The organism is Wolbachia endosymbiont of Drosophila pseudotakahashii (assembly GCF_026015925.1).
Lineage (GTDB): Bacteria > Pseudomonadota > Alphaproteobacteria > Rickettsiales > Anaplasmataceae > Wolbachia > Wolbachia pipientis.
The window spans coordinates 663325-681551 of the sequence record NZ_CP110359.1 but is presented as its reverse complement, the minus strand read 5'-3'; the positions used below and the strand labels follow the sequence as shown (position 1 = coordinate 681551).

Sequence of the window (18227 nt, the reverse complement as noted above, 5' to 3'; positions counted from 1 at the left end):
CTCTCTATTACTATCTCAGTATACAGCGTCAATGGTAAATCAATTATTAACTTATGCACTCACTTTCGTGTTATTTTGCAAATAAAATTCCCGCTTTGCTAGTGTTTTTTATTAAAGATATAACATTTAAATAAAAATAGAAAAGTATTTAACTTTGCCGCTTGGCTAGCTAAAAAACGTTTTATCTTTAATAAAATTTTATAAAAGAGTATATATATTTGTACTGCAATTGAATAAAAACATGAGTACCGAAAAGAAGATAGATACTGATTCTTTATGTTACTACATAACTCAAAAGGTTAAAAATGTTAGATTTGAGCTAAACTCCACTCAAGCAGAGTTCGCAGAAAAAACTGGTGTAGCAAAGTCACTAATAGGAAAGTATGAGCGAGGGATACACAGCATTCTACCTGAAACGCTCGAGAGGATGGCAAAAAAATTATCGAAAGATATTGAAAATTTCTTCCCTGAATCAACAAATTGTATTAGTAGCGAAGACAAGAAGGCTTTTGATTTAGTGCAAAACCTAAAAAGAATTAAGGACCAAAAAGTTCGTGATGCGGTGTGCGCATTAACCAGATGTGTGTCAGAGGGGATTCAAATTAGAAAGGTTACAACAGAGATAAGACCTATAAGCTACCAAATGGCGCATAAGGCAAAAGATTGGCGGGTTGCAAGAGGGTCTACACAGATGGAATTAGCGGATAAAACCGGATTACCCTATAAGCAAATAGGCAGATATGAGCAAGGAGAGGTATCGTTCAAAAAGGCACCTCAATTGGCAGACGGATTATCATTACCTCATAGAGCTCTACTACCTACACCAAAAGAGGAAATCTATTGTGAAGATGAGGATGGTCAAGGAGAAAACAAGATATTGAGTATAATGCAAGAATATCAAAAAATTGGTGATCAAAGATTAAAGGATTCATTGTGCACATTTGTGTCTGAGATAGTAAAAATCAGCGAGGAAAACCTAAGATAAAAAGATATACTTTTATAGATATTTATATATAATATTCTTAACACAAACTCTACGCATAGCTTTTATGCTTAGGAGCTAAGGGTGGAAAAACTACAGAAAATAATGAGAGCTATAAAAGGCGTATCTATAGCCAGATTCAGTGATACATTATTTTGTGAACCTCAGTTATACAAAGAAGTTTCAAGCAAGGACTGTGATTTAGATAAAATAAAGTCATTGATAGAAAGTGGCGTTGATCTTAACGAATGCAGCAGTAACGGCAACACACCTTTGCACAAAGCTATCATATTAGAAAATATACCTATTGTGAGATTATTACTAACCAACTGTGCAAAGCTTTTTATAAAGAATAAAAAAGACGAAACAGCATATGACATATCTCAAAATAAACCTTTGGTCAGGATTTATTTGCAAGCGATAAAGAAATTAGGCGACAGGTTGGGGTACAGGAATTAACCAATAGAGTAAATGCTATGGCAGAAAGATATAAAAAATCACTCTAGTTGTTTAAAGCTATCTATTTATTGCATAGAAAAGCAACAACTCTATAATTTCTTTATTTTGATATGCTTCAGCAATATCCAATGCCGTATAGCCTTCATAGGAACCACAAGAACACACTAGATGAACATTTGCCTTTTTCTTCAGCAATAACTCAACAATTTCTGTATTGGCATTTATAACAGCAAGATGAAGCGGAGTACAACCATCTTGTCCTATCGCGTTAACATCTGCCCGATGTTGTAACAAAATCTCCACAGAATCTTTGCAATTGGATAGAACGGCAAGATGCAGAGGAGTACTTCCTTCTACATCTTCAATTTCAAGAAAAGCCCCTCCTTTTATTAGCAATCCCAGCACTACCCTGTCAGTATATTTTACAGCCATATGGAGGGGAGATTCACCTAGACGATTTAGACAATTGATGTCTGCGCCAAATTTTAACAACATTTGCATAACATCCAAATGCTTATACTTTATTGAATAGTGTAAAGGAGTATCACCATAAATGTTGTGAACGTTAATACTGTTACTCCGTAGCAAGATAGTTTCGACTATTCCGGTAGAGCCAAACCGAGCAGCGATATGGAGAACTCTATTACCTTTTCTGTCCGCAGCATTAACATTAGCATCGTATTTAACGAAGAATTGAAATAAGCTGTAGAGGTTTCTTTTTGCAGAGAAGAGCAAGACTTTAGAACCAAGACTGGTATTAATGATAGTGCTGATCGTTCCGTAAACCATAAATGAAAGAACGCTAGGATGTCTGAACTTATAAATCTTCTTAGCAGCCTTTCGTAAAACCTTTTCTATTTTCATAGCAACCTCACAAAAAATGTGTTTGTATTCAAGTATGCAGCGACAAACATTTTTAAATTATTAACTCTTGCACTCACTTTTGGGTTATTTTGCGAATAAAATTCCCGCTTTGCTAGTGTTTTTTATTAAATATATAATATTTAAATAGAAATAGAAAGATATTTAAGTAAATGTATTAACATAGAAATCTATTCTCTGGAAACTTGCTTAGATTCTTCTTTTATTGATTCGACTGATACATCTTGAATTTCTTCTTCCGGCTTGTTTGGTTCAGCTAGAGTTGACTCTTCTTTAGATTCTGCTGCTAATTTGCGTTGTTTGATAACTTTCTTCAATGTTTTGACTGCGATGAAGTTGATACTGAAAACACATGCAGAAGTTATGGCTAATGCTGGAAGAGGAGCTAAACTGAATGTTGGTAAAATTGCCACAATTGTACCAGCGGTCAGTAAAAATGCTAACTTCTTGCTCCCGATTATCTTATTTTTCTTAACCTTTATGGGGTTTAATTTTTTTACTTTTCCTTTTAGCTTTTTGAAGCCTTTTTTGAATATGCTACCCTTTTTCTCTACAGGTTTTGCTTTCTTCGTTTTTAAGCTTTTTATTTTTTCTTTTATTCCTTTTTTGACATTTTCTACTTTAGAGGTCTTCTGCTCTAGTGCCATCAACTTTAGAGGTTGCTCTATGGAATGTAGCGGTTTTGGCTTATCGTTTAAAATTTTAGCTTCTTGCCCCTTAGTATGTTTTTTGGGCGAAACTATGTTTTTTAAACCTTTCTTTGCTTTATTTCTTTAGTTTGCTTGGCATCGTTTATAGTTCAATATTGCAGAATCTATCTATTACTTCCTGGTGGTCCTCTATCATCGCATTTGCCTCTTGCTGTAAGCACTTGATGTTTTTTGGTGTTATATTATCCATCTCAGCTAATGCTACTTTTAGTTGTGATTGAATGTCTATCATTCTTATCTTATATTACAAAAAAATCAGTCAGTAACTCCCTGCTCAGATAATCTCTATTCTAAATCTATTAAAATTATGCAATTAAAGACATATCTTGTATAATACTTCTAATGCTACTTTTAGCAAAAATTTGTGAATATGGTTAGAACAGTAAGTAGAAGAGAGCCTGTATGCTATCAACCTTTTTTGCAGCGAAGTTATATGAGCACATCATGGAAGTTTGTATATTAAATTAGGAGTTTTGTGGATTACAGACTAAGAGCTTATTTACTTGGAGTTATCTGGTTTATACTTAGTTTATTTAGTAGTGTAGCTAATGATACTATATCAAAATATCTAAGTTTACATCTCCAAAGTTTTGAAGTAATCTTTTTCCGCTTTTTATTTAGCACTATTACCCTTGTACCTTTTATGCTTTACTATGGAAGAGAAGCTTTTAAAACAAGTCAAATATCTATTCAGATAACTAGAGGAGTATTGTTATTTGTTGGAATAACCTTGTGGACCTATGGGTTAGCTATTTTTCCCATAGTAACTGCAACAATTATAAGTTTTTCTATACCATTATTTGTTATACTTCTTGCAATCCCTTTACTAAATGAAAATATAATTTGGCAAAGATGTTCAGTAACTGTTATTGGCTTTGTTGGTATTGCTATTACTACCAAAGCTTATGGTGAAGACTTTAATCCTAAAATTCTTATTTTTATTGTATCTACATTAATCTTTGCTATATTAGACATACTTAATAAGAAACTCGCAATAAAAGAGTCCGTAATAAGTATGTTATTTTATTCAGCTCTAACAACAACTATTTTTTCCACTGTGCCTTTGCTGTTTTATTGGCATTTGCCTTCCTTGTTAGAATTAGTATTACTACTGATTTTGGGAATTAATTCAAATCTAATTCTGTTCTTCACATTAAAAGCTTTTACTCTTGCAGATGCTACTGCACTTGCACCATATAGATACATAGAGCTAATAATTTCTGCAATAGTAACATATGTTATGTTTAATGAGTTGCCTGATAAAAGTGCTTTGTATGGTATTTTAATATTAATACCATCGACTTTGTTTATAGTTTATTCAGAAAGTAAAGTAATTAAGAAAAATAATGTATGCAACGCTAGAGTAAAAATTTATGACTCTAATTGTTAATGATGTTCTTTTTAAATGTTTAAGCAGTTGAGCTACATTAGGATATTTTTAAGGTGATGACAAGATGTATATAACCATTATAGGAATAGGGTATGTAGGTTTAGTATCTTGTGCAATGTTATCAGAGCAGGGTCATAACGTTGATTGCATTGACATAAATACTAAGAAGATTGAGTTATTGAAATTAGGAAAAATTCCTATATATGAGCCTGGATTAGCAGACTATTTAGAGAATAATATAAAGTTACAAAGGATAAGATTCTTCGATTCGTATTCTCAAATAAATCCCAACACAGAAGTAGTGTTTGTAACTGTAGATACTCCATCAGACTCCTTAGGAAATGCGGATTTAAAGAATGTATATAATTCAATAAGTAAAGTTTCTGAGAGAGTTAATCAAGATTGCTTAATAGTTATAAAATCAACTATTCCTCCTGGTGCTACAAAAAATATATATAATTATTTATCTAATAAGGGCTACAACTTTGATTTGGGAGTTAATCCGGAGTTTCTCAAGCAAGGCTCTGCAGTATCAGATTTTTTATATCCAGATAGAATAATAATAGGAGTAAAAACTAAGCGAGCTAGAGTAAAACTAGAAGCTATATATAGATCATTTACAGATAGGAATATTCCGTTAATAGTCACTGATACAGTTACAGCTGAAATGATTAAATATGCTTCTAATGCCTTTCTAGCAACAAAAATTGCTTTTATCAATGAAATGGCAGGTTTATGTGAGATGTTAGAAGCAGACATCGACCTTTTAGCTAATGGCATGGGGATGGACCATAGAATAGGTAAGGAATTTCTAAAAGCTGGCCCAGGATTTGGAGGATCCTGTTTTCCTAAAGATTTGTCAGCTTTGATAAGGATTGCTGAAGATCATAATGTCAAGCTACAAATTTTAAATTCAGTTAAGGAATCTAACTATAATCATATAACAAACATCGCTAAAAAGGTAGAATATGCTCTAAATGGAGCTCAAAATAAAAAAATAGCGATATGGGGGCTAACTTTTAAACCTGGTACTGATGATGTAAGAAATAGTCCAGCTATAGATGTCGCAAAATTGTTAGTGAATAACAACGCTAAAATTACTGCATATGACCCAGTGGGAATGAATAATGCTAGGCAAGTTCTAAAGGATATAGAGTACGCGGATAACGCTATAGAAGCTGCAAGGGGCGCAGAAGCCTTGTTATTGTTAACGGAGTGGAAGGAATTTAAAAATCAAGATTTTTTAATCTTAAAGGATGTGATGGCTACACCTAATATCTTTGACTTTCGTAACTTGTTAGATAATGAATTGTTACTAGGATATGGTTATAACGTTTACTCCCTGGGTAAAAATCTATCTACAAAGCTTAACTGTTGAGAAATGTTTTCTACACCGCTTTACTTAGTTTTTTAAGGTCTTTGCTTGATAGTATGGAAAAGCAAACGAGTGCAACAACAGAGCAAATGGAAAAAAATGAAAACATAATACTGTTACCAAAGTGCTTAACAAGTACTCCTAAAACCACACATGAAAATATTGAACTTGCAATATACCCAAATAATCCTGTCAAGCTTACAATTGCACATACATTATTTTGTGGAGCAATTTCTACAGCTATAACACCTGTCAGTACTTGCACTCCAAATATAAAAAATCCTGATAAGATTGCGCCAAGGTTCATAAGAATTATGTTTTGACAAAAGTTCATTGCAATAAAAGTGAGTGCTATACCCAACATGTAAAGTAATGCCAGCAAGCTTCTATTTTGAAAGAAATACATATCACTGATTCTTCCTGTGATTAAAGTTCCAAGGATTCCACCTAAATCATATACACCTGTTATTAGTGAGGATTGTACAAGAGAAATTTGTAATTTATCCTTTAAAATTATAGGAAACCAAAAGAAGATTCCCATTTTTATAATATAAGCACAAAAAGTAGCACAACATAGAAACCATATGGAACTTTTCACTTTGATACCTATCTGAGATTTCTGCACCTTATAATAGGTAGTAAAGTTGGCACTTTCTTCGTAATATGCTTTTAATATTATATAAATTCCAAAAAGTAAGCATAAGAGACCAGAGTACAAAAATGCACTTTTTGCATCATATATTTTGATTATACTTGGTAATACAATTAAAGTAATACAAGAACCAAGTTGCTGAGATGCGCTCATAACTCCCCATGATGATGCAATTGAAGAGATACTAGAGTTTGTAACCATAAACTTGGTAATAGCTGGCCAACCTAACCCTTGTGTCCAAGCTAATAATATTAATGTTAACAGTAATAAAGTTAGATTATTATATGATAAAGCTATACCAATGGTTAATAATCCAGTTGCAATATTGCATAGCCCAAACATAAATAATGGATTATTTTTGGAGTCCATGACTATTCCATTAACGAATTTTGATACTCCATAAAAAAAAGAAAAGCAGGCAAAAAAATAGCTTAATTTTATATGGTCAGTATCTATTAACATTGGTAGAGCAATTGGTATACTCTGCCTTGAGAAGTAAAGTAGCACATATCCAAAAAAGAATAGTAAATATTGAAAGAAAACAAAGTTCACACCTATTCCCCAAACAGTCCCATGCAAATACTAGCATAATACTATGTTGGTATAATATTGTTTTACAAGAAGTTTGCAAACCATTAATGTAGAAAATTGATAACAATCGAAATTACCTATTCAGTATCTTTCTTATAGTAGATATAGTAGTATTAATATCTTCACAGCTTATATCTCTATGTGTTATAACTCTGATTTTACCTCTTATGTTAGCCATCCTAATTCCATAATTTGTCATTAGTATATTTATTAATTCTTGAGCAGATATACAATCAGTACGTAATGAGAAATACGCTATATTAGTTTTGTATAGGTCAATATTGATTATAACTTGATCTATAGAGCTAAGACCTTTTATAAGGTGCTGCATTTTTTTATGATCTTCTATTAAAGAATTCATGTTGTTGTTGAGAGCATATAAACATGCAGCTGAAATAATGCCAGCTTGGTGCATACCTCCGCCAATTTGAAACTTATAGTACCAAGCTTTTTCAATAAACTCTTCACTTCCAGCCAATACTGCACCCATTGGAGCGCCTAATCCCTTACTAAAATCAATAAACACCGAATCAAAATAATTTGCATATTCTTTTGGAGATATTTTAGCATAAGCACAAGCATTGAACAGCCTTGCTCCATCTAAATGAGAGGATACGTCGTTCTTTTTGCAGAGACTTGAGATCTCTTGAATATACTCTAAAGGCCACACAGCTCCACCACCAAAATTCGTTGTTTGTTCGACAGAAACAAGCCCAACTTTTGGAACATTCCTTAAGCTAGGACGAGTAATAAACTCAACGATTTGCTCTCCAGTAAATATTCCTCTTGTTCCTTTAATAGGTAAAGGAGTGGCATGTGCCTGGGCTGCAATTAATCCAGATTGCACTATTAATGGATGCGAAGTTTCATCGAGTAACAAATAATCACCAGGTCTTTGAATGTGCACTTTATAAGCAATTACATTACACATCGTTCCCGAAATCAGAAATATTCCTGCTGGCTTACCTAATATTTTACATGTGGTTTCTATTAATTCGTTTACAGTTGGATCTTCACATGCAGCTTCATTTCCAACTTTTGCTTTAGCCATTACTTCCCTCATTTCAGATGAAGGATTAGTGTTTGAATCGCTAAAGAAATCTATTTTTACCCTCATACTAAATTTAATACAACCTCCTTTATAATTTCAGCAGCATTTATTATGTCTGCTTCCTCTATGCCAAGATGAACAACTGCTCTTATATGAGATTCGAGCCAAGGAAAGAGCAATAAACCATAAGCTTGGCATTTACTCAAAAAAAACTCATTAGTCACATTTAGTTCTTTTATACTAAAGCTTACTATGTTAGTTTCTGGATAAGGTAGTATCAGCTTTACATGTGGAATTTCTTTAATCTTGTCTGCAAACAATTTAGCAAGCTTATTATCTTCTTTAAGCCTAGAGATATTATTCTGTAGTACATATTTTGCTGCATTAGCGCAGTACCCAATTTGATGATAACCACTCCCCAACCAAACCTGTAACTTCTTAGCCTTTTCAATTATCTCTCTTTTACCCATAAGCATTGAACCAAAAGGAGCTCCAAGTCCTTTAGTAAAAGAAAAGCTCATTGTATCTACATATTTAGCATAGTCAGCTAAAGCAACATTTGTTTCAGCATGAGCATTAAATATTCTCGCACCATCTAAATGAAGACTTATATTGTGAGCTTTTAAGAAATTATATAACTCTACTTGTTTCTTAAAAGGATAAATTTTACCGTTAAACCCGTTTATACTATTTTCTATAGAAACTAGACTCACCTGAGCAAAAATTTTATATCTCGGTTTAGAGTTAATAGCATATTCTACTTCATCAATATCTAAGATTCCGGTATTATTCCTAATACAGTTAAACACTATACTATTTACTTTTGCATTGCCTGCACTATCGAAAAAATTAACATGATAATTATAATGAGTAATTAGTTCATCACCAGGACTTGTTTGACTGGCAATAGCTAACCTATTTGCAAGCATACCGCTGGTTACGAACAATGCTTCTTCTACTTTGAATAATTGTTTACAATATTCCGATAAGTTGTTACAGCTTTTGTCTTCACCGTAAGCAAAATCTCCAACGATTGCACTACTTATTGCGTGTATAACGTTGGAGCTTTGTAAAGTTGTAGTGTCACTTCTCAGGTCGATAGTTTTTTCCATTTTCTTTTTTGATATTTAGACAGCCAATTTGAGCATCCCAAAGTTCTTTATAAAGACCTTTCTTGCAAACTAGTTCAGAATGTTTACCATCTTGGACAATTTTTCCTTTGTCAAATACTAGAATTCGGTCCATATGTAAAAGTGTAGAAATACGGTGTGCTATAGTAATGGTGGTTTTATTTTCCATCAACTTAAATAAACTCATTTGAATTGTTTTCTCTGTTATAGAATCTAACTGACTAGTTGGCTCATCGAAAAATAATATCGGAGCGTTTTTTAGAAATGCTCTCGCTATGATTATTCTTTGTCTTTCCCCTCCAGATAGCTTTATGCCTTTTTCTCCGACTACAGTTTCATATTGATCGGGTAGAGTCATAATGAAATCGTGAATACCAGCCAGCTTTGCAGCTCTTATTATTTCTTCGATAGTAGATTGAAGTTTACCATATATAATATTTGCTAAAATAGTATCATGAAACAACAATGGTTCTTGAGGTATTACAGATATTTGTTGCCTCAAAGAACTCTGTGTAACTTCCGATACTACTTGATTATCAATCTGTATATTACCTTTTTTAACATCAAATAGCCTTATGATTAAGTTTATAAAAGTAGATTTACCACCTCCAGAATAACCAACTAGACCTACCTTTTCGCAAGGATTAATGGTAACTGAAAAATCTTGAAATAATGACTTCTGACCCTCATAAGAAAAAGAAACATTATTAAACGTTATTCTTCCACTTAATAAATTTAATTTTTTAGCATTTTCCTTATCTTGAATTTCTGGTACGGTAGTCAAGATTGGCAATGCATCTGAAACTTTGCCGAAATGAGTAGAAAATTGGGTAAGATTCCTAGTTAGATGGTTAAGAAACTCTATAATCGATATATTAATTCCAAGTACAAGAGCAATATCTCCTATTGCAATCTTGTTCAATTGATAATCATGAATTAAAAAATACAAGTTTACTGCTTGGAGTATATCAAATGAATAGCCATATATAAACCAAAGCCAAAAGTATGCCCATTGTAATTTTCTTTCTGCAATAGTTTTTTTCTTGCATACTTGAAAAAATTTATGCCTCTCATGCGCTTGCCGAGAAAATAACCTTACTGATATAACATTTAAAATACTGTCGGCTATACCCGCTATTACTTGTGAACTTTGTTTAGAATGATAATCGGCTAATCCGGTAAGCACCCGAAAACTGAAAACCGAAATCAAAATAAAAATGTTCACCCAAATGAATGTAGCTATTGCAAACTTTATATTTACTAGTGATAAAGTATAAATAGCCAAGATTAATGCTATACTATAACTAAAGAAACAGTCTATAAGCAGTCTTATTAGCTCTATCACACTATCCATTAAGTTACTGACCTTATATACTAAACTTCCGGATAGGTTGTTTTGATAATAGGAATGGTCTTGCTGAAGCAGCCTATAAAAAGACATATCAGCTATTTTTTGACGCATTGAGGTAAACATTCGAATGTCAACAAAATAGCCATAGAATCTAAAAGCAGTAGTAATAAGTAATGCCATACAAACATAAGCGCTTACAGGTAATAAAAGATTTTCAATTACATTACCTTCTTGATATTTTACAGCTGTATCTAAGATATTTTTTACTAAATACTTTCTAAAAGATAAATCAACAGCCACTACTAGGGCAACCAGGAACATTACAAGCACATTAAGCTTAAACTTGGATAAGATATTCAAAATGAACACCAATATATACTTGAAACTACCAACTCTACTTTTGTTCATTTATAATGCTAGCTCCACCACATTGACTTTTTTATTGAGAAATACAAGCAGTGAAAACCATAAATTTTTGTATATTTTTCCTGAAATGTCTCCAGCATCATGTAGTGCTGACGCTTGATTCAGAATAAGTAGCTTATATAAATCTCGCTTAGCTTCAGCAGTGTTGACCTCAGAAATATTTGTAGTTGTGTCTGTAATAAAGGCTAACCAGCTCTTAATAAGTTCTTCCATATTTTTTGTTTTTATACTTTCCTGGCGACGAAATAATGATAAGTATTCTCTCAGTATAAATTCTGTTAATGCACCACAGTTTAATATACCAAAAACTGAAGGCTGAGGTTTTGGCACACAAGGAAGACTTTTATCTTTTACAACCCATCTCGTAACATAAGCAAACCTATCTTTAGCATCTATATTCTTATCACTACCATGCCATAACCGTGAATCAAAAACTATCGCATCTCCTGCTGAAATAGGTAGTGACTTAATTTTATAATTTTCCCGGTTATCCGAGTATTGATCCAAAAAGTATGGATGCCAAAAATCAACTAGAGGCTGTATTTTCCAGTTGTGACTATCTTCTATAACTTGTAGTGCACCTGAAGTTTTATTGACATTATTCAAAGCTAGCCAAACAGAAAAATGATAAGGGTCATTAAAGCTATAAGAGATGTCCTGATGGAAGGGAACTGCATCTATTAAATCAGCAGTTTTACATATAACATTTGATTTTTTCTGCAGTATCTGGCATTGAAGTGACTTTTCAAGATAATTTTTAATAATTTTATCTAATACTTGAGATACAATTCTAGTTACCTGAGATGATGTACCCCATCTTCCAGTGCAGTTTAAATAGTCAGAAGTTGAAACACCTAATTCTTGAGATAACTTTGATATCTTGCTTATTATATCATTTAAAGACTGAGTTATTAACTCTAAAGGAACTAGATTTTTGATAATAAAAAAACCATTTTTTTGCAATGCTTTCATATATTAACACCTAATGTCAATAACTGATAAATAATCTGTTAAAGGTACAATACTAAAAATTTTAAGCCCTTTTACTTGTTTTAGTATTCTTTTCCAATCGCTCAATGTCCTTAGTTTACCCCCTGTTTCAACCATTACATTAATATCTACAGAACCTCCCACTGGGGAGTAGTAATCTAGGATAGTTTCTATCACTAAAACGCGTGGTATTCCTTTATTTTTTACCAATTTTAAATAAGACAATACCTTATTATCATCATAATGCTGCAGAAAGCGGCAAAAGACACCTAATTCATAATTTGTAGCTGATAATTCTTCTTGAGTTATGAGTTTAATTTTTAAATCTTCTACTGCCTGCCTAGGCACTTTATGTTCGTTGTAATAATATAAGCCTATAGAACCTTTATTGTGTATATCAGAATAAGCAAGAAATAAAGAGTGTACGCCAAATAGCAATATATTTTTAGCACCATCTATATTAACCCTAGAATTAAACTCTTTAGTGTCAAACCTGGAATATCCTAGCAATGCTTGGTAAAACGCTATTTTCCTGTCTTCTGATGTTTCTTTCTCCTTAAAAGATTCAAATGAAGATATTGACTCCTGCCTTAATATATCGGCAATTTTTAACCAATTCTTTTCAGCGGCAACCCTTGCCCACATTGCTGCTGCTTTAGGCAAAAATGGTATTTCCTTAAAACACTTACCTTTTGATGATAGTTGCCATAAGTCCTTGTTCTTATCGTAATCAATAAACCCTATTTCCCACAACGCCCTTAACAGCCTTTCTAGATTTGGAACGATAATATTTAACTTTTGAGATAAAACTGGCATAGTTGCAGGTAAGATATTTAACAAATCAAGTTCAATAGCAACATTTGCGAGGTAAGTTTTCCAAAAGGCTGAAAGTTCCGCAGAAATCTTATGCACTTGAGATTCTTTATCTAAATCAAAAATACTAAACTTTACGTTTCCGGTAATATCGATCTGTCCTAATACACCTTCAAAAGTTTCAACTTTTGCCATGCCATTATAGAATGCTTCTACCATTTTAAATCTTTGCCGGTAAACAGGATTGCCATTAATATCTATATGAAACCAGCCATGCTTACCTTCTGCAATAGCAAATCCTTTATGAAAAACATTAAGCTTTTTATACCATTTATTATGTACTAACTTTCCATGATTATTAATATGTGTAGCTTTACCATCTTTATGGACTACAGCGATACCATCCTTAAAATCCCCAACATAATTGTATTCTTGCTCATAAACTCTATTGCCGTTCAAATCAATATGAAAAAACTTATCATGCTTTCTAATCACACAAATATCTTCTTGGTAATTTCCAATCCATTGATACGAATGTTTGTATACTCTACATCCAGATGGATCAATATGGTAATACCCTGTGTCATCTTCTACGGCTGCTCTATTGCAGTAAAATCCAAAAGTTTTTAAAAATCTGTCGCGATAAATTGCTTCTCCCATTGCATCGATGTGATAAGCGCCTGTCTCATCATAAACTGGTGCAAGGCCAGGCTCGTGAAATTTATCAACTCTAATAAATCTATTTTTGTACAAAGGATTTTCTGACAATTGGTGAAACCTTTCACAGGGGGAAACCCTAATAGATTTAAGGTACTCACTATCTTTCATTAATTGACTAATGGTTTTCTCATGTTGCATGTTTTGCATAATTCATAGTTTAAATAATTCTTTTGTAAGTTTAGGTACTCGCTACTTTGCCATATTTCCTCCAGTTTAACTTCATTAACATTGCCAAAATCTCCTAATGTTTTGCGTAGTTCATCTGGAGCACAGCAGGGACTAAACTTGCCTTCATTGTTTATCCATGCTTCTTTACCTAAAAATGGGCACTGACCACCTGGAGCCAAATCCTTGATACCCTCTTGAGAAAGGATCGTAAAATTTTCTAATTTTATCTTTTTACCATCTGGCAATAGCATATTATCCCTAAGTTCATATAACCTTCCCACCTCCGTATTCCATCTACTAATTGCTAATTCATCTCTCCTCATAGATAGATCCTTAATTTCCTTAAAATGTGCCCAAAGATGATGTCCTTTAACTCTATCTATGCCATTTTTTATAGCCATCTCAACTATGTCGTAAAGTTCATGTAAATTACTTTCTAAAAATGTTAATTGTAAAGTAACGGTACACCTTTCACCTGTATCGCTAAAGTATTTATCTCTAACTTCAAGGAAAGTTTTTAAATTTTCTGTCACTACTTCCCATTTTGAACCTTTCATGATTCTTTCATGAGTTTCTTTAGTTGCCCCATTCCAGGAAATCTTAACATCAGATAAAATTGGTACCAATAGTTCAGCCCATTTTCTAGCTCCTTTAATAGGAAAAGAACCATTGGTCGTGAGGTTAAGCTTCAGGCCGAACTCATGGCACAAATTGATCATTTCATCAAAGCTTTTATACATTAAAGGCTCACCCATAGTAGAAGGAATGATTTCCCTTAAAGGTGTTCCATCTGCTTCCTTAATTACCTTCCTGATAGTTTCTATTGACATTATCTTGGGTTTTATCCCTTTAGCTTTCTTCTCCTCTTTAACTTTACTATATGGTGAAAAGCATTCACACATTACACAAGCAAAGTTGCAGTAATCTGGATTAGTATCAAAAGTAGTTCTCCAAGGACCAGGTTTTGTAGCCACTGATTTGCCTTTATTTTCAATAACATTACGGTAAATTTTGTTAAGTTTCTCAGTATGCTCACTTATAGAAGGTACATTACCATTTTTAGTATAAAGATAGCCTCTTTGGGTCAGTTCACTGTATAATTCCTGGTCTGTAGATAGGACTTGCATTTTTTCTGACAAACTATTTGTATCTCTATGCTTAAATAATAGTCCGTTTATTCCATCTCTTACATATTCTGCCATGCCACCATAATCAGCTGTTATTACTGGTACACTCAGTTGCTGTGCTTCATGTATTACTAATGGTGAATTTTCACCCCAAATTGAAGGAACAACTATCGCATCAACTTTATTAAATACATCAGTAACTATATTTTTATTGTTATAACTTCCCATCCATTCTATCCTTTCTTTAACAGCATGTGGAAACTGATCGGCAATCGCTTTTAAAGTTTTAGTTTCTTCCCTTGCCGCTCCCCAAATTCTAAGTTTTGCTTTAGATGATAAGCGAGAAAAAGCCTTCAATAATAGGTCAACACCTTTCTCGGGAGTATGAGTACCTATATAACCGAAAATAAACCCTTTTTCTTGCACCCTATTTCTATTCTTAAGACGATTTAGATCAAAACCATAATCAAGATAAGAAATTTTGTTTATCGGAACATTAAAGTCTTGAGTAAATTTATCCATTAAGAATTTTGACGGAGCAATGAAGTAATCTATATAGTCCACTACTTTCTTTGTTTGCTTCATTCTAGTTGCAACCCATTGTTCCCAATAATTTAAGTCTGAATTCAAGAATTCTTCATCTCCTGTAAAATACCCCTTGTAACATTGGGTTGCACATTTTTGATCCTTCTGTCCATCACAAAGCCGTAACAAATCTTCAGAATTACGTTGAATAAATCTTCCTCTTGGACACATTAACCAAAAATCATGTAGCGTAAAAATTGTAGGTATATTTTCTTTAAAAGCAACTTCTGGTAAAGTAATTGATAGATGATTAAGATGACCAAAATGTATAAGATCTGGTTGAAAGTTATCTATTATTCTTTTAAATTTTATATTTACTTCTTCATTGATAAATTTGTAACGATATTTAGTTGTAGGTATATTAATTAAATTCAGTAAGATCCGGGAATCACTACAGTCCAGAGCTATAGTATAATGGAAATCAGGTAAGAAGCTGTTTTCATGCCTAGTAAATATTTGTACCTCATTATTATTGGCTAGTTCATGGGCAAGAGTTTGGCTGTAAACCTCCGAACCAGCGCTATAATAAGGAGGGTAACCATGAATAACTTTTAATATTTTCATATATTACCATATCTATATTGTTAGGATATTCTTGTGTATTGTTTTGTAGACTTTTTATAAATTTACCTAATCCTACTTTTAATGAATGCTTTGGAGACCAACCAAGTAGCTCTTTAGCTCTAGTAAAATCACCATGGAACTTAGTTACGTCAAAATTTCTTGGAGGATAAAAATCAATTCTAGAATCACTTTCCGTGACTTTTAATATTGTTTTTGCTAAGTTTTCTAAAGTACATGGGCTATTAGTAGTAAGATGAATAGCAGGAAGAGAAGATTTCTCGTTTTGTAAATATTTAACAGTTAAGTATATACCCTCTATAACATCATCCAAATAGGTAAAATCAAAAACACATTCTTTACCTTCTATCCTAATTGGATCGCCTTTCAATGCATTGATACAGAGTGCAGGAATTACTCTACTACTATGATCTAGTAAACCACCATATACATTTGAGAAGCGTAATATTGCTACATTAAAGTCAGAACCTTTTAAATTTATTACTTGTTCTTCAATAAATGCTTTACCTTTGGCGTAATTATTTATTGGGTTGATACTAGCAGACTCTGCAACTGGTAGTTCCTTTTGTTCTCCATATACTTCTCTACTGCTTGCATATATAAACCATGGTTTATTCGGAAGCAACTTGCAGAATTCTAAGAATTGGATTGTACCATCGACATTAACTTTCTGGCACAATTCAGGATAAAGCTCACCATGTATAACTCTAGAAATTGCAGCCAGATGAATAACCCCCGTACACTTAGCGAGTAGCGGCATTATATCTTCTGAAAAAAAACTGAGTGGGTTGTCGCGAAACCTAATATCGCAGCTTATTACTTCATAACCCTGCTTTTCTAACTTTTCTACTAAAGCCGATCCTATCAAACCTGCAGCACCCGTTATTAATATTCCCATGTGTCCCTCTCACTACAACCAGGAAAATCTTTCACACCTATCATCTTACAAATAAGACTTAAAAGGCATTATAAAACTAGTGTAAAACAAATGTCAACTTAAATTAAGGATCAATGAATAAAAAAATATAGTTATGAAAGAAGGGTTGGTTGTCTTCTTCTATTTGCCTGAAAATAACGTTCTGCTTTGACCAAATCCTCTTTGTTATTTACCCCCATTGCTTCCTTTTCGTCAGCGACTACATAACCTGCACGTAAGTTATTGCTTGCTGCAATGGGTATTATATCATTAAGACAACATTCGTTGGTCGAATCATTAAATTTTACTTCTTTTATTAGGGTATAAAGATCTTTAGCGTATGAAACCATTATTCCAGAGTTTGCAAGAAGAATTTCATTTTCACTTTTCAAGACTTTTTGAACATTGTCATTATCATCAATTACTAATCTTCCATATTGCTTATCTTGACTATTAAATCCAAGAAGAACTAAATTTTTATTATTACACTTTAAACAATCAGTCATTCTCATAACTGTATCACTAGATATAAACGGGGTGTCTCCGTACTGTATTAAAACTATGTCTTGGTCAGATAACCGCTCCAGGCTTTCTAGGGCAATTTTAACTGCAGTGCCAGTACCTGTAATATTTTCTTGAATTATCAATTTTATATTATATTTATCAATTATATCTTTTAAGGTACTAAATCTTTCTAACTCCTTTAGAAAAGGCTTGTTAATGACAATTGATAGACTTTTTAAACTCAGCGGTTTTGCATTGTGAATTATATGCTCTAAAAGAGTAAAATTTCCTACTAGGTGTAGTGTTTTTGAGTACTGTGAATTCATTCTACTGCTTTTTCCTGCTGCTAATATTATCAACGTGTTATCCATACATAACTCAAGAACTTACTAGGAGGTAAGTTAAGTGATAATTAATGAGTTGTAAAGTCTACTATAGTTTCCTAAATGATCCAGAAAAAATAATTAACATGCTTGAAATATATAAATCCTCTATGACGCTAATATAGATTAGCCGATAAAGTAAGCTTCCCAGAACTACTCATTTATATTGACCCATCAGTACTTATACAAAAGCTATTTGATCGAGAAAATAGGCAAATCCTTATCAACGGCCTACTACTTTTCCTAACTTATGCTTCCTTGTTATATTGTTGAGTATACTTTTTAAATAGTTTTTTTCTGTTTTCTATCAACCAATAGAAGTTTCTTTTAGCCCATAAGGATATTTATATAGGAACTGATATTTTCTATGCTGGCAAGAGTCTTGACGCCGTAAAAAAAACTACTCAATAATTGGGTAACTTCTGATGACATTTTCACTG

The 18227-nt window shown here is 32.8% G+C and carries 16 protein-coding genes; 4 read left to right on the top strand and 12 right to left on the bottom strand.

Translation table 11 applies throughout. The features are described 5' to 3' along the window. Positions 1–241 precede the first annotated feature (241 nt). Positions 242–985: a helix-turn-helix domain-containing protein gene (locus ONI09_RS03565; RefSeq protein WP_265013695.1), complete on the top strand. Its 744-nt coding sequence runs from the start codon at positions 242–244 to the stop codon at positions 983–985. Positions 986–1066: 81 nt separating this feature from the next. Beyond that, entirely contained in the window at positions 1067–1441 is a 375-nt protein-coding gene (locus tag ONI09_RS03560) for an ankyrin repeat domain-containing protein (RefSeq protein WP_265013694.1), read from the top strand. Between the two features lie 57 nt (positions 1442–1498). Here ONI09_RS03560 and ONI09_RS03555 read toward each other — a convergent pair whose 3' ends face one another. The 3 genes from ONI09_RS03555 to ONI09_RS03545 all read right to left on the bottom strand — a co-directional run bounded on the left by ONI09_RS03555 (position 1499) and on the right by ONI09_RS03545 (position 3265). Further along, the gene (locus tag ONI09_RS03555; protein ID WP_265013693.1) at positions 1499–2305 is read right to left on the bottom strand and encodes an ankyrin repeat domain-containing protein; all 807 of its coding nucleotides are present in this window, start codon (positions 2303–2305) and stop codon (positions 1499–1501) included. A gap of 188 nt (positions 2306–2493) precedes the next feature. Continuing rightward, a complete protein-coding gene (locus ONI09_RS03550) occupies positions 2494–2970 on the bottom strand; it encodes a hypothetical protein (RefSeq protein WP_265013692.1) in 477 nt (158 codons plus the stop codon). Positions 2971–3115: 145 nt separating this feature from the next. Beyond that, a complete protein-coding gene (locus ONI09_RS03545; protein WP_405197731.1) occupies positions 3116–3265 on the bottom strand; it encodes a hypothetical protein in 150 nt (49 codons plus the stop codon). 243 nt (positions 3266–3508) lie between these two features. Between ONI09_RS03545 and ONI09_RS03540 the strand changes: the two genes are divergently transcribed. Beyond that, positions 3509–4423: a DMT family transporter gene (locus tag ONI09_RS03540; protein WP_265013691.1), complete on the top strand. Its 915-nt coding sequence runs from the start codon at positions 3509–3511 to the stop codon at positions 4421–4423. Positions 4424–4487: 64 nt separating this feature from the next. After that, complete coding sequence (locus ONI09_RS03535; RefSeq protein ID WP_264373971.1) at positions 4488–5801, top strand: UDP-glucose dehydrogenase family protein; 1314 nt, start codon at positions 4488–4490, stop codon at positions 5799–5801. 10 nt (positions 5802–5811) lie between these two features. On the opposite strand, the gene ONI09_RS03530 is transcribed toward ONI09_RS03535, so the two are convergent. From ONI09_RS03530 to ONI09_RS03490, 9 genes are all read right to left on the bottom strand, one after another. Beyond that, positions 5812–6912: an MFS transporter gene (locus tag ONI09_RS03530; protein ID WP_265013690.1), complete on the bottom strand. Its 1101-nt coding sequence runs from the start codon at positions 6910–6912 to the stop codon at positions 5812–5814. A 202-nt stretch (positions 6913–7114) separates the two neighbouring features. Beyond that, positions 7115–8158 (bottom strand): threonine aldolase family protein, encoded by a 1044-nt coding sequence (locus ONI09_RS03525; RefSeq protein ID WP_174516730.1) that lies wholly within the window; start codon positions 8156–8158, stop codon positions 7115–7117. Beyond that, on the bottom strand, positions 8155–9204 hold the full coding sequence (locus tag ONI09_RS03520) for a threonine aldolase family protein (protein ID WP_174516731.1): 1050 nt from the start codon (positions 9202–9204) through the stop codon (positions 8155–8157). The genes ONI09_RS03525 and ONI09_RS03520 overlap by 4 nt, the downstream gene beginning before the upstream one ends. Further along, positions 9176–10981 (bottom strand): ABC transporter ATP-binding protein, encoded by a 1806-nt coding sequence (locus ONI09_RS03515; protein WP_265013689.1) that lies wholly within the window; start codon positions 10979–10981, stop codon positions 9176–9178. Before ONI09_RS03515 ends, ONI09_RS03520 begins: the two co-directional genes overlap by 29 nt. Next, positions 10982–11971, bottom strand: a complete 990-nt coding sequence (locus ONI09_RS03510; protein WP_006280067.1) for a phytanoyl-CoA dioxygenase family protein — start codon at positions 11969–11971, stop codon at positions 10982–10984. Between the two features lie 3 nt (positions 11972–11974). After that, complete coding sequence (locus ONI09_RS03505) at positions 11975–13669, bottom strand: WG repeat-containing protein (protein WP_265013688.1); 1695 nt, start codon at positions 13667–13669, stop codon at positions 11975–11977. Next, positions 13630–15966, bottom strand: coding sequence for a glycosyltransferase (locus ONI09_RS03500; protein ID WP_265013687.1), 2337 nt, complete (start codon positions 15964–15966; stop codon positions 13630–13632). The genes ONI09_RS03505 and ONI09_RS03500 overlap by 40 nt, the downstream gene beginning before the upstream one ends. Next, positions 15923–16882 (bottom strand): NAD-dependent epimerase/dehydratase family protein, encoded by a 960-nt coding sequence (locus tag ONI09_RS03495; protein WP_265013686.1) that lies wholly within the window; start codon positions 16880–16882, stop codon positions 15923–15925. Before ONI09_RS03495 ends, ONI09_RS03500 begins: the two co-directional genes overlap by 44 nt. A 131-nt stretch (positions 16883–17013) precedes the next feature. Next, entirely contained in the window at positions 17014–17775 is a 762-nt protein-coding gene (locus ONI09_RS03490; RefSeq protein ID WP_265013685.1) for an NTP transferase domain-containing protein, read from the bottom strand. Positions 17776–18227 lie beyond the last annotated feature (452 nt).

Coding starts and splice junctions, on each gene's coding strand:
- ONI09_RS03565 (WP_265013695.1), top strand. CDS start 242: ATGAGTACCGAAAAGAAGATAGATACTGATTCTTTATGTTACTACATA.
- ONI09_RS03555 (WP_265013693.1), bottom strand. CDS start 2,305: ATGAAAATAGAAAAGGTTTTACGAAAGGCTGCTAAGAAGATTTATAAG.
- ONI09_RS03550 (WP_265013692.1), bottom strand. CDS start 2,970: ATGGCACTAGAGCAGAAGACCTCTAAAGTAGAAAATGTCAAAAAAGGA.
- ONI09_RS03545 (WP_405197731.1), bottom strand. CDS start 3,265: ATGATAGACATTCAATCACAACTAAAAGTAGCATTAGCTGAGATGGAT.
- ONI09_RS03535 (WP_264373971.1), top strand. CDS start 4,488: ATGTATATAACCATTATAGGAATAGGGTATGTAGGTTTAGTATCTTGT.
- ONI09_RS03530 (WP_265013690.1), bottom strand. CDS start 6,912: ATGTTAATAGATACTGACCATATAAAATTAAGCTATTTTTTTGCCTGC.
- ONI09_RS03525 (WP_174516730.1), bottom strand. CDS start 8,158: ATGAGGGTAAAAATAGATTTCTTTAGCGATTCAAACACTAATCCTTCA.
- ONI09_RS03520 (WP_174516731.1), bottom strand. CDS start 9,204: ATGGAAAAAACTATCGACCTGAGAAGTGACACTACAACTTTACAAAGC.
- ONI09_RS03515 (WP_265013689.1), bottom strand. CDS start 10,981: ATGAACAAAAGTAGAGTTGGTAGTTTCAAGTATATATTGGTGTTCATT.
- ONI09_RS03510 (WP_006280067.1), bottom strand. CDS start 11,971: ATGAAAGCATTGCAAAAAAATGGTTTTTTTATTATCAAAAATCTAGTT.
- ONI09_RS03505 (WP_265013688.1), bottom strand. CDS start 13,669: ATGCAAAACATGCAACATGAGAAAACCATTAGTCAATTAATGAAAGAT.
- ONI09_RS03500 (WP_265013687.1), bottom strand. CDS start 15,966: ATGAAAATATTAAAAGTTATTCATGGTTACCCTCCTTATTATAGCGCT.
- ONI09_RS03495 (WP_265013686.1), bottom strand. CDS start 16,882: ATGGGAATATTAATAACGGGTGCTGCAGGTTTGATAGGATCGGCTTTA.
- ONI09_RS03490 (WP_265013685.1), bottom strand. CDS start 17,775: ATGGATAACACGTTGATAATATTAGCAGCAGGAAAAAGCAGTAGAATG.